At 68.7% G+C, this 25,780-nt stretch carries 20 protein-coding genes; 8 read left to right on the top strand and 12 right to left on the bottom strand.

Annotation, left to right across the window (positions count from 1 at the left end; genetic code table 11):
- Position 1 precedes the first annotated feature (1 nt).
- On the top strand, positions 2–574 hold the full coding sequence (locus KTR9_RS24005; RefSeq protein ID WP_014928548.1) for a YdeI/OmpD-associated family protein: 573 nt from the start codon (positions 2–4) through the stop codon (positions 572–574).
- A 289-nt stretch (positions 575–863) separates the two neighbouring features.
- Here KTR9_RS24005 and KTR9_RS24000 read toward each other — a convergent pair whose 3' ends face one another.
- The 6 genes from KTR9_RS24000 to KTR9_RS23975 all read right to left on the bottom strand — a co-directional run bounded on the left by KTR9_RS24000 (position 864) and on the right by KTR9_RS23975 (position 9,846).
- Positions 864–2,783 carry an ABC transporter ATP-binding protein gene (locus KTR9_RS24000; RefSeq protein WP_014928547.1) on the bottom strand — a complete coding sequence of 640 codons (1,920 nt, stop codon included), beginning with the start codon at positions 2,781–2,783 and terminating at the stop codon, positions 864–866.
- A complete protein-coding gene (locus KTR9_RS23995; RefSeq protein WP_014928546.1) occupies positions 2,780–4,513 on the bottom strand; it encodes an ABC transporter ATP-binding protein in 1,734 nt (577 codons plus the stop codon). Before KTR9_RS23995 ends, KTR9_RS24000 begins: the two co-directional genes overlap by 4 nt.
- A 132-nt stretch (positions 4,514–4,645) precedes the next feature.
- On the bottom strand, positions 4,646–5,455 hold the full coding sequence (locus KTR9_RS23990) for a family 1 encapsulin nanocompartment shell protein (RefSeq protein ID WP_014928545.1): 810 nt from the start codon (positions 5,453–5,455) through the stop codon (positions 4,646–4,648).
- Positions 5,456–5,519: 64 nt separating this feature from the next.
- Positions 5,520–6,515: a Dyp-type peroxidase gene (locus KTR9_RS23985; protein ID WP_044507392.1), complete on the bottom strand. Its 996-nt coding sequence runs from the start codon at positions 6,513–6,515 to the stop codon at positions 5,520–5,522.
- A 105-nt stretch (positions 6,516–6,620) separates the two neighbouring features.
- Positions 6,621–8,294, bottom strand: a complete 1,674-nt coding sequence (locus tag KTR9_RS23980; protein ID WP_014928543.1) for an FAD-binding dehydrogenase — start codon at positions 8,292–8,294, stop codon at positions 6,621–6,623.
- Between the two features lie 73 nt (positions 8,295–8,367).
- On the bottom strand, positions 8,368–9,846 hold the full coding sequence (locus tag KTR9_RS23975) for an amidase (RefSeq protein WP_014928542.1): 1,479 nt from the start codon (positions 9,844–9,846) through the stop codon (positions 8,368–8,370).
- A 437-nt stretch (positions 9,847–10,283) separates the two neighbouring features.
- Here KTR9_RS23975 and KTR9_RS23970 point away from each other — a divergent pair, with 437 nt between their 5' ends.
- Entirely contained in the window at positions 10,284–11,249 is a 966-nt protein-coding gene (locus tag KTR9_RS23970) for an alpha/beta hydrolase (protein ID WP_014928541.1), read from the top strand.
- Positions 11,250–11,656: 407 nt separating this feature from the next.
- Here KTR9_RS23970 and KTR9_RS23965 read toward each other — a convergent pair whose 3' ends face one another.
- Together KTR9_RS23965 and KTR9_RS23960 are read right to left on the bottom strand one after the other, a co-directional pair.
- Entirely contained in the window at positions 11,657–13,009 is a 1,353-nt protein-coding gene (locus tag KTR9_RS23965) for a DUF3068 domain-containing protein (protein WP_014928540.1), read from the bottom strand.
- 99 nt (positions 13,010–13,108) lie between these two features.
- Positions 13,109–14,476 carry an ABC1 kinase family protein gene (locus KTR9_RS23960; RefSeq protein ID WP_014928539.1) on the bottom strand — a complete coding sequence of 456 codons (1,368 nt, stop codon included), beginning with the start codon at positions 14,474–14,476 and terminating at the stop codon, positions 13,109–13,111.
- Between the two features lie 218 nt (positions 14,477–14,694).
- Between KTR9_RS23960 and KTR9_RS23955 the strand changes: the two genes are divergently transcribed.
- From KTR9_RS23955 to KTR9_RS23940, 4 genes are all read left to right on the top strand, one after another.
- Positions 14,695–15,738 carry an NAD(P)-dependent alcohol dehydrogenase gene (locus KTR9_RS23955; RefSeq protein ID WP_014928538.1) on the top strand — a complete coding sequence of 348 codons (1,044 nt, stop codon included), beginning with the start codon at positions 14,695–14,697 and terminating at the stop codon, positions 15,736–15,738.
- Positions 15,739–15,825: 87 nt separating this feature from the next.
- The gene (locus KTR9_RS23950) at positions 15,826–16,959 is read left to right on the top strand and encodes an Rv2629 family ribosome hibernation factor (RefSeq protein WP_014928537.1); all 1,134 of its coding nucleotides are present in this window, start codon (positions 15,826–15,828) and stop codon (positions 16,957–16,959) included.
- A gap of 141 nt (positions 16,960–17,100) precedes the next feature.
- The gene (locus tag KTR9_RS23945; RefSeq protein WP_010843176.1) at positions 17,101–17,310 is read left to right on the top strand and encodes a hypothetical protein; all 210 of its coding nucleotides are present in this window, start codon (positions 17,101–17,103) and stop codon (positions 17,308–17,310) included.
- Positions 17,311–17,340: 30 nt separating this feature from the next.
- On the top strand, positions 17,341–18,447 hold the full coding sequence (locus KTR9_RS23940; protein ID WP_044508255.1) for a hypothetical protein: 1,107 nt from the start codon (positions 17,341–17,343) through the stop codon (positions 18,445–18,447).
- A 126-nt stretch (positions 18,448–18,573) separates the two neighbouring features.
- On the opposite strand, the gene KTR9_RS23935 is transcribed toward KTR9_RS23940, so the two are convergent.
- From KTR9_RS23935 to KTR9_RS23925, 3 genes are read right to left on the bottom strand one after another with little or no spacing between them, the layout of a single operon-like run.
- On the bottom strand, positions 18,574–19,179 hold the full coding sequence (locus KTR9_RS23935) for a flavodoxin family protein (protein ID WP_014928535.1): 606 nt from the start codon (positions 19,177–19,179) through the stop codon (positions 18,574–18,576).
- Between the two features lie 41 nt (positions 19,180–19,220).
- Entirely contained in the window at positions 19,221–19,655 is a 435-nt protein-coding gene (locus KTR9_RS23930) for an SRPBCC family protein (RefSeq protein ID WP_010843173.1), read from the bottom strand.
- A 14-nt stretch (positions 19,656–19,669) separates the two neighbouring features.
- Positions 19,670–21,271 carry a phytoene desaturase family protein gene (locus KTR9_RS23925; RefSeq protein WP_014928534.1) on the bottom strand — a complete coding sequence of 534 codons (1,602 nt, stop codon included), beginning with the start codon at positions 21,269–21,271 and terminating at the stop codon, positions 19,670–19,672.
- Positions 21,272–21,536: 265 nt separating this feature from the next.
- Here KTR9_RS23925 and KTR9_RS23920 point away from each other — a divergent pair, with 265 nt between their 5' ends.
- Positions 21,537–22,400: an SDR family NAD(P)-dependent oxidoreductase gene (locus KTR9_RS23920; RefSeq protein ID WP_049942617.1), complete on the top strand. Its 864-nt coding sequence runs from the start codon at positions 21,537–21,539 to the stop codon at positions 22,398–22,400.
- A 16-nt stretch (positions 22,401–22,416) separates the two neighbouring features.
- Here the strand turns inward: KTR9_RS23920 and KTR9_RS23915 are convergent, their stop codons facing one another.
- Positions 22,417–23,943 (bottom strand): FAD-dependent oxidoreductase, encoded by a 1,527-nt coding sequence (locus KTR9_RS23915; protein WP_014928532.1) that lies wholly within the window; start codon positions 23,941–23,943, stop codon positions 22,417–22,419.
- Between the two features lie 188 nt (positions 23,944–24,131).
- Between KTR9_RS23915 and nadB the strand changes: the two genes are divergently transcribed.
- A complete protein-coding gene (gene nadB, locus KTR9_RS23910) occupies positions 24,132–25,778 on the top strand; it encodes an L-aspartate oxidase (protein ID WP_014928531.1) in 1,647 nt (548 codons plus the stop codon).
- The last annotated feature ends 2 nt before the right edge of the window (positions 25,779–25,780 follow it).

Genomic DNA, 25,780 nt, shown 5'->3' with positions numbered 1-25,780 from the left:
AATGGCCGATCCCGATGCCCCGAAGCTCACCGTCGAGACCGTCGATGCGTGGCGAGAGTGGTTGCGCGACAATCACGAGACGTCGCCCGGAGTGTGGCTTGTGTTCTGGCGCAAGGGCTCGGGCCGGGAGCCGATCGACTACGACGAGTGTGTTCGCGAGGCGCTGTGCTGGGGGTGGATCGACGGTCACACCCGTGTCATCGACGAACAACGCCGCGGCATGTGGTTCACCCGGCGCGGGCGCAACAGCGGGTGGTCGGCGTCCAACAAGGCGCGCGTCGCCGACCTCGCGGCCGCCGGCCGCATCCAGCCCGCCGGTCAGGCCGTCATCGACGACGCCCAGGCCCGCGGCCTCTGGACCCTGTTCGACGACGCCGAGGCACTGATCGAGTCCCCCGAACTGGCCGCCGCGCTCGACGCCGACCCCGCCGCCCGGGCCAACTGGGATGCGTTCCCGCCGAGCGCTCGTAAGTTCGGACTGTCGCAGATCGCCCTGGCGAAACGACCCGAGACCAAAACCAAACGCATCGCCGGCCTCGTCGAACGCGCGGCGCGCAACGAGCGACCTTCGTGACCCTTCGAGGCTCGTCGCTTACGCTCCTCGCACCTCAGGGAGCGGGGGTGGGCGCGTCGCTTACGCTCCTCGCACCTCAGGGAGCGGGGGTGGGCTCGTCGCTTACGCTCCTCGCACCTCAGGGAGCGGAGGGGACGCCTTTACTGCTCCCTGAGGTGCGAGCGAAGCGAGCCACGAAGGGTTGGCGACGTGTCTCACTGGGCCCTTCGTGGCTCGTCGCTATCGCTCCTCGCACCTCAGGGAGCAGTGGTTTTGCGGTTCTTTCGGATTAGGGAGCAGAGGGGGTCGCTCAGGTCGCCTCGATGGCTCCGGTGAACTGACTCTCGTAGAGCCGGCAGTACGCGCCGCGGGCGGCGAGCAGTTCGTCGTGGCTGCCCTGCTCGACGATGTGACCGTCCTCCATGACGACGATGACGTCGGCGTCGCGCACCGTGGACAACCGGTGCGCGATGACGAAACTCGTACGGTCCGACCGCAGATTCGCCATCGCCTTCTGGATGAGCAGCTCGGTGCGGGTGTCGACGGAGCTGGTCGCCTCGTCGAGGATCAGGATCGTGGGACGGGCGAGGAACGCCCGCGCGATCGTGATGAGCTGCCGCTCACCGGCACTCACCCCGCCGCCCTCGTCGTCGAGGACGGTGTCGTAACCGTCGGGAAGGGTCCGCACGAAGTGGTGGACGTGACTCATCCGGGCCGCGTCGAGCACTTCTTCCCGCGAGGCGGTGGGGTCGCCGTAGGCGATGTTTTCGTAGATGGTGCCGCCGAAGAGCCACGAGTCCTGCAACACCATGCCGGTGCGTTCGCGTAGGTCGTCGCGGGTCATCTGGGTCGAGTCGACTCCGTCCACGCAGATGACGCCCGAATCGACGTCGTAGAACCGCATGATCAGGTTGACCAGGGTGGTCTTGCCCGCGCCGGTCGGACCGACGATCGCGACCATGTGTCCGGGGCGGGCCACCAGGCTGAGGTTCTCGATGAGCGGTTTGTCCTCGACATAGCGGAAGGACACGTCGTCGAACTCGATGAGTCCCTTGTCGTCGGTCGGGGTCTTCGGGCTCGCGGCGTCCGGCGACTGTTCGTCGGCGTCGAGGATGTCGAAGATCCGCTCGGCGGATGCGACGCCGCTCTGCATCAGGTTGATCATCGAACCGATCTGGGTCAGCGGCTGGGTGAACTGGCGCGAGTACTGGATGAACGCCTGCACCTCACCGAGACTCAGCGATCCCGACGCCACGCGCAGCCCACCGACGACCGCGACCGCGACGTAGTTCAGGTTCCCCAGGAACATGATCGTCGGCATGATGACGCCCGAGATGAACTGCGCCCGCCAACTGGACTCGTACAGCTTCTGGTTGCGTTCGTCGAAGGTCGTCTGGATCTCGCGCTGGCGGCCGAAGGCGGTCACCAGCTCGTGGCCGGTGAAGGCCTCCTCGACCTGAGCGTTGAGGGCGCCGGTCGAGGACCACTGCGCCGAGAAGTGCGGCTTCGACCGTTTGGCGATCACGCCGGTCGCGATGATCGCCAGCGGAACCGTGGCCACGGCGATCAGGGCAAGCAGCGGCGAGATCCAGATCATCATGATCAGCAGCGCGATCACCGTCAGCACCGAGTTGGCGAACTGGGAGATGGTCTGCTGCATGCTCTGTGACAGATTGTCGAGGTCGTTGGTCACCCGACTCAGCAGCTCACCGCGAGGCATGGTGTCGTAGTAGCGTAGCGGCAGGCGATGGACCTTGGCCTCGACGTCGTCGCGCAGCCGACGGATGGTGCCGACGACGACGATGTTCAGCAGGTAGCCGGCCAGCCACGCGAGCAGTGACGAGACGACGTAGAGCGCCAGGGTGATGAGCAGCACGCGGCCGACTTCGCCGAAATCCACTCCGACGCCGGGTGTCACGTCCATCGAGGAGACCATGTCGGCGAAGGTGTCGTCCCCGCTCTCGCGGAGGCCGGCGACCGCCTGTTCCTTGGTGAGCCCCTCGGGCAGGGTGCGTCCGATGACGCCGTCGAAGACGAGGTCGGTGGCGTAACCGAGCACGCGGGGCGCGATCGCGATCAGCACGACCGAGCCCACCAGCGAGGCCAGCGTCACGGTCATCAGCATGCGATAGGAGGCCAGTTGTGCGACAACGCGTTTGACCGAAGGCCAGAACGAACGGGGTTTGGATTCGGGTCCGGCCGCCATCGGCGGACCTCCGGGCCGGGTCATGCGCGCTCCTCCATCGCCATCTGCGATTCGACGATCTCGGCATAGGTGGGACACGACTGGCGCAGGTCGTCGTGCGTACCGAGACCGACGATCCGTCCGCGATCGAGGACGACGATCTGCTCGGCGTCGATGATGGTCGAGATACGTTGGGCCACCACGATCACCGCCGCCTCGCGTGTGGCCGGACGCAGTGCGGCGCGCAACCGTGCATCCGTGGTGAGGTCGAGCGCGGAGAACGAGTCGTCGAACAGGTAGATGGCCGGTCGGCGGATGAGTGCCCGAGCGATCGCCAGGCGCTGGCGCTGTCCGCCGGAGACGGTCGTGCCGCCCTGGGACACCTTGGTGTCGAGCCCGTCGGGCATCGCCGACACGAAGTCCTCGGCCTGCGCGATCCGCAGGGCCTCCCAGATCTCGTCGTCGGTCGCGTCGGCCTTGCCGTGCAGCAGGTTCGAGCGGACGGTTCCCGAGAAGAGGTACGGCCGCTGCGGAACCAGGCCGACGACCGATCGCAGTTCATCGGGGTCGAGCCGCTTCACGTCCGTACCGCCGACCCGGACCGCGCCGGACGTCGTGTCGATCAGTCGCGGGACCAGCCCGACGAGTGTCGTCTTGCCCGACCCGGTCGATCCGACGATCGCGGTCGTCGTGCCCGGCTCGACGCGGAAGTCGATGCCGCTCAACACCGGGTCGTCGGCGCCGGGGTAGCGGAACTCGGCGGCGTCGAACTCCACCATGCCCGGATGGGTGGCGAATCCGATCGGCTCACTGGGCGGATGGACCGAGGTGTCGGTGGCCAGGACCTCGGAGATGCGCTCGGCGCAGACCGCCGCGCGCGGTGCCATCATCGCCAGGAACGACGCCATCATCACCGACATCAGGATCTGCATGACGTAGCTCATCACGGCGGTCAGCGCGCCGATCTCGAGCGAACCGTCGGAGACCGCGTGACCGCCGAACCAGATGACCGCGACGATGGTGACATTGGTGATCACCATGACGACCGGGAACATCAGGGCCATCAGCCGTCCGACGTGCAGGGTCGCATCGGCGAGATCGTCGTTGGCGACGGCGAACCGCCTGCGCTCGTAGTCCTCCCGCACGAACGCCCGGACGACCCGGATGCCGGTGATCTGCTCGCGCAGGACGCGGTTGACGTTGTCGATCCGTTCCTGCATGGCGCGGAAGCCGGGGATCATCTTCGCGATGATGGCCCCCATCGAGACCCCGAGTACGGGTACCGCGATGGCGATGACCCACGACAATGCGGGCGCCTCGCGGACTCCCATGATGATGCCGCCGATGCACATGATCGGAGCCATCACCAGGATCGCGCTGCTCATGACGATGAGCATCTGCACCTGCTGGACGTCGTTGGTGGTGCGGGTGATCAACGACGGTGCACCGAAGGTGCCGACCTCGCGTGCGGAGAAGGAGTTCACCCGGTGCAGCAGGTCGCCGCGGATGTCGCGCCCGACCCCCAGCGCGGCGCGGGACCCGAAGAACTGGGCGGCGACCGTGACGATGATCTGCGCGACGCTCACCAGCAGCATCCATCCGCCGATGCGCAGGATGTAGCCGGTGTCCCCGCGGGCCACGCCGTTGTCGATGATGTCGGCGTTCAGGCTCGGCAGGAACAGCATCGCGGTGGTCGCGAGCAGCTGCAGCACGATGACGAGTACGACGTTGATCCGGTACCGCGCCAGGTACGTGCGGATGAGGCGGGTCAGCATCTGACCGCCGGGAGCGAGAGTGGGCCGTGTTCTACTGCGATCACCTGCGCAAGACTAGTTGCCGCTCGCAACGGACGCCTCTGAGTATCGCCCGGGCGGTGTGCGGGGCCGGCGAGGACGGCGGTCTGCCGCTCAGACGGTCGGCGGTTCGGTCAGCGCGACGGCCGCCTCCGCAGTGTGGGTGAGGAAGGTGAACGACTCCTGGAAGTAGAGGTTCACCACATCGCCGTCGTGTGAGTCGTAGCCGATCGACACGTCCTGGCCGATGGTCAGCTCGAAGTCGCCGCCGCGCGTGCTCATGACGAACGCGCCGCTGATCGCCGGCGCCCACACGATGTCGCCGGTGAACAGCCGCTGGATGTGTTCGAGGATCGGGTAGCCGTGGTTCGACGTCTCGTTGACCTGGGTGTAGGCCTCGGCCGACAGGGCCACCGCGTACGGACCGTCGACCGACGCGAGTCGTAGCGTGCTCAGCGCCTGACTGACCGCCTCCGGGTAGTCGCGGACGTCGGTGGGCAGCGGGATCGGGGAGGCGGAGGCCTCGGCGCGAATCCCATTGATCGACGCCGCGGTGTAGCCCTCGAAGATGGCCCGGTCCTCGGCGAGCGCGAGTTCGCGCGCGGCGTCCACGACCGGATCCCAGTCGGAGTCCTTCGCGCCGCGATCGACGTCGTCGATGGCCTCCCGGGACACGGTGAACGGGACCTTGAGTTCGACCAGCGACTGGGTGCGACGCTGGAACGCGGTGATGCCCTGGGCGGGCGAGTCGATCTTGGTGCGATGTCCCAGGGTCACCGACGCGGTGTCGGAGCCGAGCGGCCCGGTGACGTCGACGAGGCGCCGGCCCGCGACGTTGCGTTTGAACGAGCGGGTGGCCTCCTCCTCGATCTCCGCCCACGCCGCGTCGGAGATCGGCGCGAGTTCGCGATGCAGGTTGTTCATGGTGTCCTCCTGGTGCGGCCGGGATGGGGTTTCCGGGGTGCGGTGGTCGGGTCTCGGGGTGTCGTCAGTGCAGTGACCCGATGCCCAGCGAACCGTCGGAACGGGTCGTCGGGGACGGGGGTGCGGCGTCGGGCGCGGGCGGCAGCTCTTCGAGGAAGTCGAGGGTCGGGGTGAAGAACTGCGATCCGGTCACCGCGGTGGTGAAGTCGAGGAGGCGGTCGTAGGTGCCGGGCGGGTCGCCGATGAACATCTTGCGCAGCATCTCCTCGGTGACGTCGGGCGCTGCCGAGTAGGCGATGTAGAAGGTGCCGTTCACGCCGGTGCCGGAGACGTCGCCGTAGGGCATGTTGTCGCGGACCACGTCGATCTCCTCGCCGTTCTCGTCCTCGACGACGTTCAGCGCGATGTGGGAGTTCGGCGGCTTCACCTCGTCGGACATCTCGACGTTGTCGAGCTTGGTGCGTCCGATCGCGGCTTCTTGCTCCTCGGTGCTCAGGTCGTTCCACGACGACAGGTCGTGCACGTACCGCTGGATCGCGACGTAGCTGCCGCCCGCGAAGTCCGGGTCCTCCGCGCCGACCGTGATGGCGTCGATCGCGGCCTGTCCGGTCGGGTTCTCGGTGCCGTCGACGAACCCGATGAGGTCGCGCAGGTCGAAGTAGCGGAAGCCGTGCACCTCGTCGACCACGGTGACCGCGCCCCCGAAGGACTCGGTGATCTTGGCACCGAGCTCGTAGCACAGGCCCATGTCGTCGGACTTGATGTGCACGAGCAGGTCCCCGGGCGTCGCCGGGGCGGTGTGGACCTCGCCCTCGTAGGGAACGAACGGACGCAACGAACGGGGCCGCGGGCCGGCGAACAGGCGGTCCCACGCCGCAGACCCGATCGACACGATGCCGGCCAGTGCGGCCTCCGGTGCCCGCGAGGACACCGCGTTGTTCAGCCCGGGAATTTCTTCCAGCGCATCGCGAACCGCGTCTTCACCGCCGTCGTCGATGGTGAAGACGAGGAAGATCGCCGACTTCGTCTTCCGGGTCAGGATCGTCTGGGGCACCGGCACGCCCAACACCCTAGCCGATCGTCACCCGGCGTGGGGTGGCAGATCATGCTGCGAATGTATAGGGCAGGCAACCCTTTTCGACGACGAGGTGCGGACGAGTCCGCGTCAGCTGCGCGGTGTGGCCCGCGCCACCGCCCGGCCGGCGGCGCGCCCGGAGAAGATGCATCCGCCGAGGAACGTCCCCTCCAGGGCGTTGTACCCGTGTACGCCGCCACCGCCGAAGCCCGCGACCTCACCGGCGGCGAACAGGCCGTCGAAGGCGCTGCCGTCCGGCCGCAGCACCTGGGAGTCGAGGTTGGTCTCGAGACCGCCCAGGGTCTTGCGGGTGAGGACGTTGAGCCGGACCGCGATCAGCGGGCCGTGCTCCGGGTCGAGCAACCGGTGGGGCTTGGCGACGCGAACGATCTTGTCGCCGAGATACTGTCGCGCATTGGTGATCGCCATCAGCTGGGCGTCCTTGGAGAACTTGTTGCCGATCTCGGCGTCGCGCGCGGAGATGATGCGCTCGATCTCCGCGAGGTCGAGTTCGGGGCCGCGAGCGATCTTGTTCATCCCGGCCACCAGCTCGGGCAGATTGTCGGCGACCACGAAGTCGACGCCGTTGCGCACGAAGGCGTCCACCGGTCCCGAGGCACCCTTCGCCAGCCGGCTCTTCGCGGTGAGCTTGAGGTCCTTCTCGGTGATGTCGGGGTTCTGCTCCGACCCCGACAGCATGAACTCCTTCTCCACGATCGTCTGCGTGAGGATGAACCACGAGTAGTCGTGGCCCGCCGACAGGATCGCCTTCATCGTCGAATTGGTGTCGAAGCCGGGGAAGTTCGGCGGTGCGAGACGATTGCCGTTGGCGTCGAGCCAGAGTGACGACGGGCCGGGGATGATCCGGATCGCGTGATCGGGCCAGATCGGGTCCCAGTTGTGGATGCCCTCGGTGTAGTGCCACATCCGGTCGCGGTTGACGATGTTGGCGCCGGCGCTCTCGGTGATCTCCAGCATCCGGCCGTCGACGTGCGCCGGGACGCCGGAGATCATCGTCTGCGGAGCGGGGCCGAGACGATCGACCGGCCAGTTCTTGCGAATCAGATCGTGGTTGTGCCCGATGCCGCCGGAGGTGACGATGACCGATCCGGCACGGATCTCGAAGTCGCCCACGACATCCCGGTTCGACGCCCGGCCGCGCTCGGCGTCGGTCGGGGCGAGTGTCACACCCCGCACGCCCACGGCGGTGCCGTCGTCGACGACGAGTTCGTCGACGCGATGCCGGAACCGGAACTCGACGAGCCCGCGCTTCTCCGCCTCCAGAACCGGCTCGGCGAAGACCCGGACCACCTCCGGTCCGGTTCCCCACGTGACGTGGAAGCGGGGCACGGAGTTGCCGTGGCCGTCGGCGAATCCGCCGCCGCGTTCGGCCCAGCCGACGATCGGGGTGATACGCAGACCGAGGTCGTGCAGATACTGCCGCTTCTCGGTGGCGGCGAAGTCCACATAGGCGCGAGCCCACTGGCGTGGCCAGTAGTCCTCGTCGTCACGATCGAAACCCGCCGATCCCATCCAGTCCTGCAGCGCGAGGTCGGCGGAGTCGGAGATGCCGAGGCGGCGCTGCTCGGGTGTGTCCACCATGAACAACCCGCCCAGGGACCAGAATGCCTGCGCACCAAGGTTGTTGCGGTTCTCCTGATCGACCACGACGACGCGACGCCCGGCCTTGGTGAGCTCGTATGTCGCGACGAGTCCCGCCAGGCCCGCACCGACGACCACCGCGTCGGCCTCGTTCTCCGCCACCGCATCTCCTCCCGCCGCAGCCATGCCGGGTTGCTCCGGAGCATGTGCACTCGCAGAAGAGACTAGTCCCGCACTAGAGCACGATGTCGGCGTACCGGTGGAACCACGGTGCGGCCGCCTCGAGGCCGGCCGCGAGCGCGAGGAGATCGCCGTCGGCACCGAGACGGCCGACGAACTGCACGCCGAGGGGGAGGCCGGCCGCGGTCCAGTGCAGCGGCACGCTCATGGCCGGCCGCCCGGTGAGATTGGCGAGCTGGGTGTACGGCACCCAGCCGAGGCTCTCGTAGACGAGCTTGTCGATGATCCCGAGACGGGAGATCGCGCGGCCGGACCGTGCGCGCGAGGCGAGCCGCGCCGCCAGCTGGAGGGCAGGCGGCGTGGTCATCGAACCGACCCGCGGTGGTGGCACGGCGAGCGTGGGCGTGAGCAGCAGGTCATGGGTCTGATGGAACCGGTCGAGGGCCAGGACGTGGTCGTTGATCCGGTCGAGCGCGCTGAACAACGGGACGACCCCGGCTGCTCGGCCAAGCTCGGCGAGGGTCAGGGTGTCGGCTTCGAAATGCGAGTCGGGAGCTCCGGTGAGGCGTCGGACCTCGTCGACCTGCGCGGCGCACTTGGCGAACCAGATGTCGAGGAAGTCGCGTGCGAGGGCGGCGTCGTCGTGCGGCGGGTCCACCTCCTCGACGTTGTGGCCGAGGTCGGTCAGCACCGCCGCGGCGTGTTCGACCGCGGCCACGGCTTCCGGATGCGGGTTCCCGTTGATCGCCGACGTCGTGGTGTAGCCGATCCGCAGCAACCGGGGCGAGGTGGCGATCCGGGCGGTGTAGCTCTCGGTGTGCAGGGGCGTCGGGTAGGTCGACGACGGCGTCGGCCCGATGAGCGCGTCGTAGAGGGCCGCGGCGTCGCGGACGGTCCGGGTCACCACGCCCTCGACGCCCATCCCGAAGAGCGGCTCGCCGGTCTGCGGACCGAACGGCATCAGGCCACGAGAGCTCTTGAGTCCAAACAATCCGGTGCATGCGGCGGGGATGCGGATGGAACCTCCGCCGTCGCTGGCCCCGGCCGCCGGCACGATCCCGGCAGCGACCGCGGCGGCGCTGCCGCCCGACGACCCGCCCGGGGTCGCATCCAGGTCCCAGGGATTGCGCGCCGGACCCCAGAACGTGGGCTCGGTGATCGCCTTCGCGCCGAATTCCGGGGTGTTCGTCTTGCCGAAGATCACCAGGCCGGCATCGAGGAAACGCCTGACGCCGAAGGAGTGTTCGCGGGCGATGTGCGAGGCGAGGGCGCGAGAGCCGCGCGTCGTCGGGTACCCGCGGTAGTCCTGCGCGAGGTCTTTGATGAGGAACGGGACGCCGGCGAACGGCCCGGTGAGGGCTCCCCGGACGCGGGCATCGGCTTCGGCGTCCATGCGGATCACGATGGCGTTGAGGGAGGGATCGACGGCGTCCGCACGTGTTCGCGCGAGGTCGAGGAGTTCGGCTGCCGTCACCTCGCCGGAGGCGACGAGACCGGCCAGGGTGGTCGCGTCGCAGGACAGGTATTCGCCCATGTGCACGTCCCGACACTAGTGGTTCCGGGGGCGGGTCGAGCGGACTTGGCGGTGATCGCCGGACAGGCGGCCGGCAGGGCCCGCTGTCCCGAAAACCACGGTCACCGTTGCCCACCCAAACCGGTAACGGGCGCATCGCGGGCATGTGGACCGAACAGACGAAGATATCGGCCGACGTGTCGTCTATGTACCAAATGGGCTGTTCAGCCGCGGAGGGTGTGACATGAACCACCACCGATGGGCATCACAAGACCTGCTCTCACCTTTGCCGTGGCGTTATCGTGCCGTTACACTTCAGCGGGACGGGTACCACTGCCCGGGGGGACCAATACAATCCCTCCTCGTACGACTTCGTACACAAGCCCGCAGCAGTACCCGGTAGGCAAGACCCGCAAGCGGCCGGTTCCGGCCGTGGTGATCCAAAGGAAAACTGACGAATGCTGACACGCGCCCGTAAGCGCCTCGTCGCCGGACTCGTGGCTCTCGTGGCCGTGTCGGGTGCGACGCTGGTCGCAGCTCCGCCGGAGGCCTCCGCGGCCAACGGCTGCAATGTCGAGTACGTCCGCTCGAACGCCATGAACCGGACCGTGCCCGTGTGCATCGTCTCGGCCGGCGGTGGCGGACCGAAGCCGACGCTGTACCTGCTCGACGGCCTCCGTGCCCCCGCCAACAACAGCGGCTGGCTGATCAACACCGACGTCGCGCGCTACATGGCCGGCAAGGGCACCAACGTCGCCATCCCGTTCGGCGGTGCAGGAAGCTTCTACACCGACTGGCAGACCCGCGATCCCAAGCTGGGCGTCAACAAGTGGGAGACGTTCCTGACCCGCGAACTGCCGGGTTACATGGCCGCGCGTCACGGCAGCGACAACCGTCGCAACGGCATCGCCGGGCTGTCGATGTCGGGCACCTCGGCGCTGAACCTCGCGTCGCGCCACCCGAACTTCTACAAGGCCGTCGCCTCGTACAGCGGCTACCCGACGGTCACCCTGCCGGGCTTCACCCAGGGCATCATGGCCTCGGTCGCGGAGGTCGGCGGCAACCCGTTCAACATGTGGGGCTTCTTCCCCGCCGGGACCTGGTTCCAGAACGACCCGTTCCTGAGCGCGGGCAACCTCGCCGGCAAGAACGTCTACGTCTCGTCCGGTAGCGGTGTCGGTAGCAAGTACGACTCGTCGGTCAACCCGGCCAGCAGCAACTTCGACCCCGTCAAGTTCGCGCAGATGATCCCGCTCGAGGTCGCCGCGTCGACCAGCAGCCAGCTCTACATCGGTCGCCTCGCGCTCGTGCCGGGCGTCAAGCTCACCACCCGGATCACCCCGGACGGTGCGCACTGGTGGGACTACTGGCAGAGCACCTTCAAGGAGTCGTGGGCCAAGACCTTCCGCCCCGCCTTCTTCTGAGGGCCGCGGTAGTCTCGCGCACGTAAGACAGTCGGCAAGGGCCGGTGACCTTCGGGTCACCGGCCCTTGTTGTATCTGCTGGGTGAGCCGCTCGTGCACGACTGCTGGGTGAGCAGCTGTGCACGCGTAGCGTGCCCGCGCGCCCCTGCTGGCCGAGCAGCTCGAGCACGCGTAGCGTGCCCGCGCGTCCGTCGAGGTCACTTGTGGGGGCTGGTTGCGGAGGGGGCTTCGACTCGGCGCCTCGCTCCGCTCGGGGCCGGCTCAACCCGCGGGGGTGTGGCCCGGCTCAGCGCGCGGGGTGCGGCTCAACCCGCGGGGTGCGGCTCAACCCGCGGAGGACCCACACAAACACCGCGGGCGCATCCGGTGGATACCGGATGCGCCCGCGGTGTGTGCTCTGCCGCTCCCTACTCGGGCGGGGGCTGCTTGCGGAAGGTGCGCGTGGCCGAGTCGTCGGCCGGCGGTGTGTCGCCGACCTTGGGGATCTGCTCGGTCGGTCGCTCCCACGGATTCGCGCCCGCCGGTGCTGCTCCGGCCGGCGGGGCGTCGCGCTTGATCAGGGTGGTGTCGCGCTCGTCGGCGGGGGGAGCCGTGGGCGGCGGGGTGTCGTCGACCCGGGTGTCGTCACGGCGTCCGCGGAAGAACAGGAGCAGGGCGGCGATCAACAGGATCGCTCCCACGATGCCGAGGATGATCGGCACCCACACTCCGCCGACCTTCAGCTGGTCGACGTAACCGCTGGCCTTGCCCGCCTGGTTGGAGACGGTGTCGTCGGTCCACTTGAACGTGCCCTTCAGGGCGTCCATGCGGAACTCGCGCACCGCTTCCGGCGTGGCGTCGCTCTGGTCGGGGGACTTGAAGTACTGGTGCTGGTCCTCACGACCGTCGACGATGGTCCCGGTCTCCGGCTCCACCCAGACGTGGCGGGTCGCGGCGGCGTACCGGTGCATGGTGATGGGATCGTTCGCCCGCACCCCGCGCCCGGTGATGCCCCACCAGCGGGCGGGCATCGTCAGCATCGTGCCGAGTGCCGCCTCGCCCTGCGCGTTCGGGAGGTTGGAGAGGTCGGTCTCCGGGACGTCACACACGAAGTGGTACGTGTTCACCCCGTCGATGGTCTCCTCGCCCTCGAACTTCGCCGCGCAGTCCTGGCGGGTGTTGAGGTCGTAGTACGGGTAGTCGCGCTGCTGCACGTCGAAACCGAACTTGTACTGGTAACCGGTGCGGTTGTCGATGGCGACCGACACGTCGTTGACGTTGCCGCCCTCGGGAACCGCCTCGAGTTGCAGCGAGCTGACCGCGCCGTTGGGTGCCGAGGTCTTGCGATTCACCGACACCCGGTCGATGGTCGCCGTCAGTAGACCGTCCTCGCACGTACGGGTCTCACCCTCGGCGGCGACGGTGGGTTCGGTCTCGGTTCCCTCGGCATCGCGCAGGCGGTCGATGCGCACGGTCTGCGCCGACTGCAGGCTGGCCTGGCGGCTGTCCGACGGTTCGATGATGATCGAACGTCGCTGCTGCGTGAGGTGCGCCTCGAGAGTGCGGGCACGATTCTCCGACACCGAGCAACGATCGAAGATCACCGCTGGAAAGCGTTCTCCGGTCGAACCGTCCGCGGCGACAGTGGTGGCGTCGGACGTGATGTCCAGATCGAGCGGAACCACCTTCAACTGCGGCACGAGATAAAGCGGTATGGCGATGGCCGCCGCGATGCACGCAGCGCCGAAGAAGGCCAGCACTGCCGGCACAAAACGTCTCATGTGTGACTCCTGGAATCAGCTGATCGCTCCCACCCTAACTGTCGCGTTTGCCACAGAAGGGCACAGTGGGTCCGACATGCCGGGATACGCGGCGCCCGGTCAGCGCCGGTCGGCTCGCCGGTCGCGTTCGGCCTCCTTCAGGATGCCGGCCATGTATCCGTAGATCTCCTTGTCGGACATGGCCTTCCATCGGGGTGCGAGAAGCTTGGTGTACTTCTCGACGTACAGCAGCTGCTTTCCGACGAGGACGAGTTCCCGGGGCAGTCGCGCATCGTGGGCCTTGGCGACCGCGGCGAGTTGCCGCCCGAGGTCGGTGTAGGACATCGAACCGAGGTCGGTGGTCGACAGCGGAGTCGTCACCTTCTTGATGTCCTCGGCACCCTGGGACGTCGACCCCGGCTTGTGCACGGCGCCGAGAAGGAAGATGGCACGGCCCGCGGACTCGTAGTCCCCGCGCACCACGAGATCGACGACGAGCTGGCGGAGGATGCGCCGGGTGCGGGGGGTGAACCGTCCGACGATGCCGAAGTCGAGGAGGACCAGCTTGCCCGCGTCGTCGACGAGGACGTTCCCGGCGTGCAGGTCGCCGTGGAACAGCCCGCCGTGGAACGCCGATTCGAGAAGGGACAGCAGCAGGTTGCGGCAGAGCGCGACACCGTCGTGGCCTGCGGCACGTACGGCCGCGGCGTCGTCGATGCGGGTCGCGTGGATTCGCTCCATCGTCAGCACGCGCTGGGTCGTGTAGTCGTCGTAGACGTGCGGGACGCGGACGCGGTCGCCGAACGGCCCGGGCTGGAGACAGGCGAACCATTCGCGCATGGTGTCGGCTTCGATGCGGAAGTCCAGTTCGGCGTCGAGGCCGGCCGCGAAGTCCTCGACCACGTGTCGTGCGCTGAGCATCCGCCCGTACTCGGAGATCTCGGCGAGGCCGGCGAGGCGTTCGAGGATGGCGACATCGGGGGCCAGGCGGTCGGCGATGCCCGGGCGCTGGATCTTGACCACCACCTCCTCGCCGCCGGGGAGGGTGGCGGTGTGCACCTGGGCGATCGACGCCGACGCGATCGGCACCGGATCAAAGGTCGCGAACACCTCTTCGGGGGCCCGACCCAGTTCGGCGATGAACTGTTCGCGCATGAGTGCCGGGTCGGCCGGCTTCACCCGGTCGAGCAGCGATTCGAACTCGGCGGACATGGACTCGGAGAACACGCCGGGACTCGAGGCGATGAGCTGACCGAGTTTCACATAAGTCGGTCCGAGGTGTTCGAAGGTCGTGCGGATCTCGTGGGCGACCCTCGCCGAACCCGGCGCGCGGCCCCGGAGGGCGTCGCCTGCCGTGTGGAGGACGAAGCGTCCGACGCCCGCGGCCGCATGGGCGGTGGTCGTCCCGAATCGGCTGAGCTCGGCGATGGGGGACACCGGGTGCAACTGCGTGCGCTGACCGTCGTCGACTGAGCTGTTGATCGTCACCGTCGGTCATTGTAACGATCATCGACGGCGAATCCAGTGTCGGAGCGCGTCGGCGGAGGGTGACTGCGACGCCGCGACGTGCCGTTATGGCAACGAAGCCGACCTCGGGGCACACTGGCAGCGTCGGACACATGCACCAGCCCGCATCTGTTCGCGTCGTCGGTGCGTCGCGCACCACCACATCTGCCACCCTCCGAAATGTGCACCGAGGAGTCCGCATGCCCACCACGGTCAACGCCTACACCGCCCCGGCAGCCGATCGTCCGCTCGAACCCACCACCATCGAACGACGTGACCTCGGCCCGAACGACGTGTCGATCGACATCGCGTTCGCCGGGATCTGTCATTCCGACATCCACACCGCACGCGACGAATGGGGTGGGACGAGGTTCCCGGTGGTACCCGGCCACGAGATCGCCGGGACGGTCGCGGCCATCGGTGACGAGGTCACCCGATACGCCGTGGGAGACCGGGTGGGCGTGGGCTGCTTCGTCGACTCGTGCCGTGAGTGCGAGCCGTGCCGGCTCGGCGAGGAGCAGTACTGCGAGCGGGGCAACGTGGGCACCTACAACGCCGTCGGACGCGATGGGACACCCACACAGGGCGGATACAGCACGTCGATCGTCGTCGACGAGAACTACGTACTCCGGATTCCCGACGGCATCGCACTCGACGAGGCGGCCCCGCTGCTGTGCGCCGGGATCACGCTCTATTCACCGCTGCGGCACTGGGGTGCCGGGCCCGGGAAGAAGGTCGCGATCGTCGGCCTCGGCGGTCTCGGTCACGTCGGGGTGAAGATCGCGCACGCGCTCGGTGCGGAGGTGACGGTGCTGTCGCAGTCGCTGAAGAAGATGGAGGACGGTCTGCGCCTCGGAGCCGACCACTACCACGCGACCAGCGACCCGCAGACGTTCCGGGAGCTGCGCAACACCTTCGACCTCATCCTGAACACCGTGTCGGCCAATCTCCCGATCGCCAAGTACCTCGGCATGCTCGCCCTCGACGGCACAATGGTGGAACTCGGGCTCCCCGAACATCCGATCGACGTCCCCGCGGGCGCGCTGGTCGGAAAACGTCGCAGCTTCGCCGGTTCGATGATCGGCGGTATAGCGCAGACCCAGGAGATGCTCGACTTCTGCGCGGAGCACGGCATCGGCGCCGAGATCGAGGTGATCTCCGCAGATCGGATCAACGAGGCCTACGACCGCGTCGTGGCCTCGGATGTGCGCTACCGCTTCGTGATCGACACGTCGACGCTCTAGTGGTGGGTCTCGGCATGTTTGCCGCCTGAAATCGGTGGGCACCCTCGTGAGAGTCGACTGCCCCGACATCAGGCAAGGAGGCCGCGCATGAATTCGACCCGATTCCGCGAGCTGGCGACCGCCATCGGTCCGTTCGCGACCATCTACATCGACGACTCCCACAACACCGAAGACGCCGCCCACACGGTGGAACTCCGCTGGCGGGCTCTCCGTGCGGAACTGGAGTCGGCGGGTGCCGATCCCGCCGTGGTGGAGTCGATCGGCACCACCCTGCTGGACGGGACTCCGGCGGTCGGGCCCAGCGGTCGTGCTCTGATCGCGGGTCCCGGCGGCGTGCTGCTCGACGAACACCTCAGTCGTCCACCGGTCACACCCGTGGCGCGGTATTCGCCGGTGCCGTACCTGGTTCCGCTGATCGAACACGGTACGAGCGCCCCGCGGCATGTGATCGCCGCGGTCGACCACGCCGGCGCCGACATCGAGCTCTTCGAGGCCGGCGGGTCGTCGATGAGGCGCGAAACCGTTGAGGGAGAGGGTTATCCGATCCATCACGCGGCTGGTGCCGAGTCGCCGGGGTACGGTGATCCGCAGCAGCGCAGCGACGAACAGAACCGCAAGAACATCCGGCAGATCGCCGATCGCCTGACCGCGATCGTCGACGCGGACACACCCGAGATCGTCTTCGTCATCGGCGAGCTCTCGTCGTTGTCGGACCTGCGGGCGGCGGCTCCCGAGCGGCTCGCCGAACGGTTGGTCGATCTCCAACTGGGAGCCCGGGACAGCGGCATCGCCGACGAGGACATCCGCAAGGCGGTGACCTCCGAACTCGAACTGCGCCAGAACCATACGATGGCCGACGCGGCGGAGAGCCTGCAGGCGGGGCTCGGACACGACCCGGCGCTCGCCGTCGAGGGGCTGACGGCGGTGTGCGGAGCCCTGCGCAACGGCGAGGTCGAGACGCTCGTCATCGGCGACCTCGAGGACGCGGTCGTGTTCGACGGCGGAGACGCCGCGGGAGGCGTCGCCACGGTCGCACCGACACCGGAGAACCTGTCCGAGTTGGGCGTCCCACCGGAGCGCACGCTGCGCGCCGACGAAGCGCTGCCGATGGCGGCGGTCCTGACCGGTGCAGACCTGGTCCGGATCGACGAGCGCATCTCACCGCGCGACGGCATCGGCGCCGTCCTGCGGTATGCACCGAGAACGTCGGCCACCGACTGACTGGTTCACCCACAACCGAACCGTTCGCTGAGCCCGGCGCGGCGTGACGCGCCGCGCCGGTTTGCCCGCGGTGACGAACGGGAACCCACCCATCAGACAGAGGCACCATCGAGACACACCGACGGAAGGTCGACGCACACGATGACCGAAGAACTTCCCATGGAGCCCGCCGAGACCGGGACCCCCGACGCGACGCCGGATGATGCCCGCCGCAAGGTCGACGAACTCGAGGAGCGGACAGTCCACGAACCCGACACCGATGAGCAGGTGGACCCCTCCGCCGCCACCGCCCGCGACGACGAGGACAACCCGGCCTCCCCGGCCGCCGGGGAGTCCGAACCACCGGACTGAGACCGCTTGGGCGACAAGACGGCACGGCTCATGAACAGCCAGGAAATTGACGACCGACGCGCCGGCGCCTTGCGCATCGTCGCCGAACACGGACTCCCCGCCACCCTGATCGAGGGTGGCGAGGACCGTTTCGCGCGGATTGCCGAGGACCTGTCGCTGGAGTACCGCGGCCATACCGTCACAAGGGACACCACGCTGCAGATGACTCCGCGTGGTGACCTCGAGACGGTCTGGGGCACTGACGATGCGGCCGACGAGGTGATCGTGTTCGTCACCGAGATGCCGCGGCTGTACAAGCCGCGGGACAGTGACGAAAACGACCGCAGTCCCCGGAATCTGGTGGTGCTGGCCGAACTCGACCGCGAGCGCCACGCCGCCGTCGTGTCGCTCCCCGCGCTCGGCCCGGTGCCCCGGCGGGCACTGCGCACTCTGATCGCGACCATCGCCGGGACGATGACCGGTGAGGATTCGATACGCGGGTTCGAGCAGCAACGCGGCATCCTCGTCACATCCGACGGCGACACCGAATACGTGTGCGCCGAAGGCTATTCGCGCCGGCTCAAGCTGATGGCCGGAATGGTCCGGGGGAATCGACCGTGGCGGTTGATCCCGACCCTGACCGGTATGACGGCCGCAGCTGCGGCGGCGGCGTCGTTCGGCATCTTCTTCTCCACGATCTGGTCCATGGCGAACGCGCTGAGCGCCTGGCGTCTGGCCGCGATCACGCTGCTGTCACTGGTACTGGCCTCGGTATGGCTCATCACCAACAACAGGTTGTGGGAACGCGCGACGGTCACCGCGAGACCGCGCGCCCGCCTCTACAACATGGCCACCGTCTGTACGGTCGTGTTCAGCGCGGTGGTGCTCTACGCCGGACTGTTCGCGGCCACCCTGGCCGCCGCGCTCATCGTCATCGACGAGAGCTTTCTCGCCTCACAGCTCGGACATGCGGTGGGACTACGCAATTACGTGTACCTGTCGTGGCTCGCGACCTCGATGGGGATCTTCGCCGGAGCCCTCGGGTCGAGTGCCGACAGCTACGACGACGTCCTGCGCGCCACCTACGGATACCGAGAGCGCCTGCGTCGACGGGCATCAGAAGCCGCCGCTGATCGTTCCGAGAGCGAGATGCACTGATCGGTGAAAGCCGACCTCCTGCCGTGGTGCAGTTTTCATCGCGCGGCCACGTTTACGTCCCGCTCATCGGATCCCATCAGCGTGACGTAGACAGGACCGCGGGAGTGGAACCCACTGTCGCAGAGACTATTCGTACGGCGGAAAGCTGTTCTGCGACAGCAATCGCGCGAGATGTACCGCGTTACGGGCGGCGGCGCTGGTGGCCGAGGCGACGGGGTCGGGCACCGCGTCGAGATCCTTGTAGTCGCGGCCGCCCATCGCCTCGTCGTTCCAGTAGGTGTTGCCCTGCCCGGGGATCGTGAACCCGATGTCGTCGAGTGCCCCGAAGACGTCGGCGATGATCTTGTGCGCACCGTCCTCGTTGCCGACGACACCGCACAGGGCGACCTTCCCGAGCATGGTCGGGCGGCCGGCGTCGTCGGTCTCGGAGATCTCGGCGTCGAGTCGCTCGAGGACACGCTGGGCCGCGCTCGACATGTGGCCCAGCCACGTCGGGGTCGTGATCACCAGGATGTCGGCCGCGGCCACCCGCTCGAAGATGGCAGGCCACTCGTCTCCGTCACCCATGTCCCGTTCGACTCCGGGCCGGATGTCGTGGTCCACCGCCCGGATGATGTCGCCGGACACGCCGTGTTCGGCGAGTGCGTCGAGGATGTGCCGGGCCATGAGGTCGCTGCTCGATTCAGCGGGCGACGGTTTGAGGGTGCAGGTGATCGCGAGTGCTGTGGTCATGTCGGATCGCGTACCCGAACCGACCCGATTGCAACCAGGCGTCAGCCGGCGTGGTTCTCGGCGAGCATCGCCAGTCGTCTCAGGCATTCGTTCAGACGCGGGGACATGACCGCCTCCTGGACGACCGGCGGAATCCACTTCAGCGGCGCGGTCTCGACGAACTCCTCCATGCCGATCAGGGAACCGTTTCCGTCCTTTTCGACGGTCATGCGGATGCGCGCGCGGCCGAAGGGCCAGCCGGCAGCCGACAATTCGAGGAGGCCGGCCTTCGACTCCACGGATTCCGTCTCGTCGTCGAGCAGGGCGGGCCACACGCCCGCCGAATGATGGATCTTGGATCCTGCCTGCGGCCACGACTGATCGACGTCGCGGATGCGGGAGGCCCCGACGACCCAGGAGGCGTAGAGCCAGCCGTTGGACAGCACCGACCAGACCTGCGCCGGTGTTGCGCTCGTGTGACGTTCGACTCGGTTCATGCTCGGGTCTCCGTTCAGTGCTTGTTGTCGGTTGTCATCAGACGCCGGATGACGTTGCGGTCGAACACTCTCCGGGGTAGACCACGGACGCCGTCCGATGCGAGGGCAGCGCGCGCGGCGTTGTTGCCACACGCGCCGTGTACACCGCCACCCGGGTGGGCGCCCGATCCGGCGAGGTAGAGCCGGTCCACCGGCGTCGACGCACCACCGAGGTTGGGCGTAGGGCGGAAGATCAACTGCTGGAACAGCTGTGCGGTGCCGCCGTTGACCGTGCCGTCGACGAGGTTGGCGTCGGAGGTCTGGAGGTCGCGGGGTGTCTGGACGTGCCGTCCCACGATGAGGTCGGAGACGCCGGGTGCGTGCGCCTCGAGTACCGCGTCCATGCGCCGAGCCAGCAGCTGGGCCGCTTCGTCGTCGGTCACCCCGCGCGGGAGATGGCTGTAGGACCAGGCGCTCTCCGTGCCGGCGGGAGACCGCCCGGGGTCGGCGGTGGTCATCTGGCCGAAGAGCAGGAACGGGTGTTCGGGGACGCGGCCGGTTTCGATGTCGGCGGTCGAGTAGGCGATGTTGCGTGCGTCCGCGCCGAGATGTACCGTGCCTGCCCCGCCGAGATTCGCACTGCGCCATGGGATCTTCTCGCCGAACGCATAGTTCACCTTGACCACGGGGGTGTCCCAGGTGAAGGTTCGGAGATCTTCGAGGACGCGCGCCGGCACGTCGTCGGCGGAGAGCAGTTCGGTGTACAACGCGGGGGCCGAGACGTCGGCGAGAACGGCCCGTCTCGCCGGCCACCGCCGACCCGTGCTGTCCACGACCCCGGTGGCGCGTCCGCCCTGGACGTCGATGCGGGTTACCCGCGTGTCGCACACGACGGTCACCCCGGCGCTCTCGGCGCGGCGCCGCAGCGCCGCCGACAGTTCCCCCGCACCGCCGACGGGTACCGGATACCCGGTGTCCTGGCCGAGCATGGTCAGCAGATACCCCATGAGGCCGCTGCCGGGCGCGTGCAGGGGGATGTCGGCGTGCAAGGCGTTGCCGAGGATCAGCAGACCGGCCTTCTCGCTGTGAAAGAGCTCCCGCACCATCTGATCGGCGGGCAGGATCAGGAATCGGGCGAGGCGCAGGGCGTCGGCCGTGCCGAGCGAACGCAACACCGACAGCAGCGCGCGGACGGGTGGAAACGGGCCGAACAGGGTGTTGAGGATCGCCGGGCGCAGCTGCTGCCACTGCTCGACCAGGTCGAGCCAGGCGCGCCGGTCACGCTCGTCGAAGCCGGCCAGGTGCGCCGCGGTGTCGGCGGCATCGGGGAACACGACGGGCGCGTCGACGTCGTCGGGACCGGCGGGATGGCCGAAAGCCAGAGGTGCGCGGCTCCACTGCAGGCCGTGGCCGGCGAGGTCGAGGTCGGCGAACACCGGTGACGCCACCGCGAGCGGATAGAAGGCGCTGAACAGGTCGGTCACATACCCGGGGGTGAGTTCTGCGCTGCGGACCGCGCCACCGACCTCGGGCTGCGATTCGAGGAGCGTCACATCCCACCCGGCATCGGCGAGGCGTATCGCGGCGATGAGGCCGTTGTGACCGGCTCCGATGACGACTGCGTCCGACACTCTCACCGATCGACTCCTCTCCGCCGTGGCCACGTCCGTCCGGTGCGCGGGGTACCCGCGGCCCCACACGGTAAACGCGTGCGTGCGACGCCGTGGCCGCGTCAGGTGATCATGGGCGATGTGTAGTGGCCCGGCAAGGGGGTAGTCCGCTCGGGTGACGAACTCGTCTGAATCCCGGTCGCGACGGCCGGGCCTGTCATTTCCTCTCGAACGCCTGTGGCACCCGCGGGTCTCCGACCGTCGGCTACGTCGACGATGTGCCGGACGGCCGGTGGTGATAACCGGCGCCGGGGCAGGCATGGGCCGGGCGCTGGCGCGACGATTCGCTGGCGCGGGTGTCGAGCTGTATCTGGTCGACGTCGACGTCGCGGCGGTCCGGGAGACGGTACGGCTGTGCGACGCGGGGGCCCGCGTTCACGTCGACGAGACAGATGTGTCCGACACGGACGCGATGACCGCCTATGCAGGCGCCGTCGTCGACGAATCCGGGCCGCCGGCAATGGTGTTCAACAACGCCGGGATCACGATGGTGGCCGGGGTCCTCGAGGAGGACGACGACTACGCGCGGCGGATCATGTCCGTGAACCTGGGCGGGGTGGTGAACGGCACGGTGGCCTTCCTTCCGCATCTGGAGGCGGCCGGGAGCGGTTCCATCGTGAACACCTCGAGCGCGTTCGGTTTCCTCGGTTCGCCTGCGCAGTCCGCGTATTCGGCGTCGAAGTTCGCCACGCGCGGGTATTCCGAAACCATTCAGCACCAGCTGCGCGCCGCGGGTTCCGGTGTCCGGGTACACGTCGTGCACCCCGGCGTCGTGCACACCGAGATCGCCGCCCGTGCCCGCTATGTGACACCCGGGGTGCGGGACTTCGTGACCCGCGGATTCGATCATCGCCTGCCCGGGACCAGACCCGCCGCGGCGGCCGCGGCCATCCTCGACGGAGTGCTGGCGGGGCGGGACCGCATCCCCGTCGGACTCGATGCGCGCGCACTCGATGTCGGCGTGCGGCTGTTCGCCGGCGCGGTGCAGCGCCCGGTGGCGACGCTGACCCGCCCTGTGTTCCGGCGGATCCTGGGGCAGGCCACGTTCGCGGGGACCCTCCGCCACCCCGATCCGGGGTTGTCCCGGTCGCTGTGACCGGTATGTGCGAGCTTCAGTCGTTGTGCGAAGCCAGGTTTCGTGTCGCCGGCCCTTCGAGGACCTCGCCGGTGTGGCTGAACCGCGAGCCGTGCAACGGGCAATCCCAGGACTGCTCGGCGTCGTTCCACCGCAGCACCCCGTAGAGGTGCGTGCACAGCGGCGCGACGGACCGCGTCTGACCCTGCACCGTGCACACGCCCTCGGGCTTGACGCCGGAGCGTCCGACATTGCCGTTGCCCTCTTTAGGTGCACCGTCGGTCGGCTTCAGCAGCGAGAGATAGCCCGCCGCCATGTATCCGGCGACCTGGGCATTCGCCGACACCGCCGAGGCCAGTGACCCCGGGCGACTGATCTCGGTGGTGCGCCAAGGACGTAGGGTCGCCGACCACGGGGGCTCGGACCCCAGGATGCGACCGGTCATCGCCAGCGCCGCCGCGACGCCGTTGGTGAGACCCCACTTGGCGAAGCCGGTCGCCACCTGCACGGACTCGACGCCGGGGAGAATCGGTCCCACATAGGGCAATTCGTCGATGGTCGTGTAGTCCTGGGCCGACCAGCGGGCCACCATCCGGGCACCGGGGAAGTGCTTCTCGGTCCAGCTGAGCATGTCCAGGACATGCTGTCGCTCGGACTTCGTCCGGCCCACCTCGTGCCCGAATCCGCCGACCATCAGCAGTTCACGGTCGTAACCGGGTCGCCTGACCGTCCGCAGCGAGACCGACGGGTTGTCGGAGCCGAGGTACATCTCGCGCGGGATGTCCCCGTCGACGATGAACGCGGCCGCGTAGGACCGCTGGGGATGGACCCGGGCGAAGAATCCGCCGCGGTCGAGGAAGGGCTGTCCGGTCGCGATGACCACCGAGTCGGCGCGCACGTCGCCCGCGTCGGTCGAGAGGACGTTCGGTGAGCCGTGGCGCAGGCCCTGCACGCGGACGCCCTCGTAGAAGTGGCCGCCGTGCGCGCGCAGGTCGTCGGCGAGGGCACGCAGCACGACCATCGGGTCGATCTGCGCCTGTCCGTCGAGGCGGATCGCGGTGCGGACGTCGAAGGGCAACTCGGGACAGTCGACGTGTTCGACCGGGAGGTCGTGGGCGCGGCAGGCCTCGAACTCCTTCTCGACCGACTTCGCGCCGGACGAGGTGGCCGCGAAGGTGAGGGCGGCCCGCTCGTCGACGGGCAGCCCGCGATGTTCGAGGTAGTGCCGCAACCAGGCCTGTCCCTCCCGATTGGCGTCGACATAGTCCTGGACGGCCGCGTGCCCGTGGCGGCTCGCTATCGACGACAGTCGGGTGCCCTGCAGCAGTGAGAGTTTGCCGGTGGTGTGGCCGGTCGCGGCGGCGCCCATGTGGCGCGCCTCGAGGACCGCAACCGACTGACCGGCGCGGGCCAGGAGCAGGCCGGTGGTCAGGCCGGTGATCCCGCCGCCGACGACGACCTGGTCGAAGGTGTCGACGACGTCGATGGGCATCGTCTCCGGACGGACATCGGGCAGGGCGTCGGGGGCTGCCTCGCCCGCGGGGTCGAACCAGAGGGTTTTCATGCTGCTCGGGGTTGCCCCAAGTGGACGTGGTGAAACATCACCACGGCGGCCGCCGTCGAGCATGTCGTCCCGCGCAGCTGCAGGGTAGGGTTTTCGACTGGGAATCGAAAACAGTTCGGGGCTGTTCTCCCGGATGCCGGCCACCGGGTGTGGCGGGACTTCGGATGCCGCGGCGAGAGGCGAGTGACATGAGCGGGTCCATACGCATGGGAGCCGGGACGGATCAGACGGTCCGCGCCGACCTGGTGGTGGTGGGTGCCGGCATCGCCGGCCTGACCGCGGCGCTGTGGGCCGCCCAGGACGGACTCCGGGTCGTCGTCCTCAACAAGGGCCCGCACTGGGACGCCGAGAGCGGGGATCAGCCCACCTCGACGTTCTACGCCCAGGGCGGTGTCGCGGTGGTGATACCGGGAACGGAGCCGGGGGGGCGGCGCGGCGACGACTCGGTGGACCGCCACCTGGCCGACACGGTCGCCGCCGGCGGCGGACTCACCGAGCCGACGGCCTCGGGTCTCATCCTCGCCGATGGCTGGGCCTCGGTGTCGGCCCTCATCGGCTGGGGCGCCGAATTCGACCGCGACGCCGACGGTTCGCTGCTGCGGACCCGCGAGGGTGGTCACACCCGGCGGCGCATCATCCACGCCGGCGGTGACGCGACCGGGGCGGCCATCCAGCGGGCGCTCCACGAGGCCGTCCGACGCGCCGGCGGGGACGTGCCGCCGATCCGATTCCTCGACGACACGATCGCGACCTCGGTCCGCCTCGAGGACGGTCGAGCCGTCGGCGTCGACTGCCTGCGGGCCGGACGTACCGAGTCCGTCCTGGCGCCGACCGTGCTGCTCGCCACCGGCGGAACCGGGCACCTCTACGCCGCGACCACCAATCCGGCCGGGTCGACCGGCGACGGCATCGCGCTCGCGTTGCGAGCCGGGGCGGAGGTGGCAGATCTCGAGTTCATCCAGTTCCACCCGACGATGCTGTACACCCAGGGCGCGCGGGGACGACGGACGCTCATCAGCGAGGCCGTGCGCGGGGAGGGCGGCCGACTCGTCGACGTCGACGGCCGGTCGGTCACCGCGGGCGTCCACCCGATGGGTGATCTCGCGCCCCGCGATGTGGTGGCCGACGCCGTGCAGACCGCGATCGAGCTCACCGGACACCCGTGCGTCTACCTCGACGTGAGCGGCGTCGTCGGCTTCGAGACCCGCTTTCCGACGGTGGCCGCGGGGGTCCGGGCCGCCGGGCTCGACCCCGCGTCCGGACGCATCCCGGTCGTGCCGGGAGCCCACTATCTGTGCGGCGGCGTCGTCACCGACGAGTCGTCGCGCACCGCGGTGGACGGGTTGCTAGCGGCGGGCGAGGTCGCGCGCACCGGGTTGCACGGTGCCAACCGACTGGCGTCGAACAGTCTCCTCGAAGGTCTGGTGATGGGCCGTCGCGCGGCAGCGGTGGCGACCGCGCGGCGCGGCCTCCCGGTTCCGGAGAGCGGTGGTCGGCGGTATGAGTCACCCGTCCCGATCCTGGACCGCGATCAGCTGCAGGACACGATGACGCGCCGAGTGGCCCTGCGACGGTCGGCTTCGGGGCTCGCCGCGGCGGCCGACACGCTCGCCGCCGCACCCCGGCGGGTGGCGGAGACGGTGCGTGACGTCGAAGACGCGGCGCTCACGCTCACCGCGACGGCAGTCGTCGCCGCAGCAGCCGCACGCACCGAGTCGCGGGGCGCGCATGTCCGCACGGATTTCCCGTTGACCGCCGACGTGGCGGAGTCGCGCGTGTTCCGGATCGTCGACGGCGAACTGCGGGAAGCGCGCCACGCGGGCGTACCCGGCTGACG

It is taken from the genome of Gordonia sp. KTR9, assembly GCF_000143885.2.
Lineage (GTDB): Bacteria > Actinomycetota > Actinomycetes > Mycobacteriales > Mycobacteriaceae > Gordonia.
The sequence above is the reverse complement of the archived record's forward strand: the minus strand, read 5'-3'. Positions and strand labels throughout refer to the sequence as shown.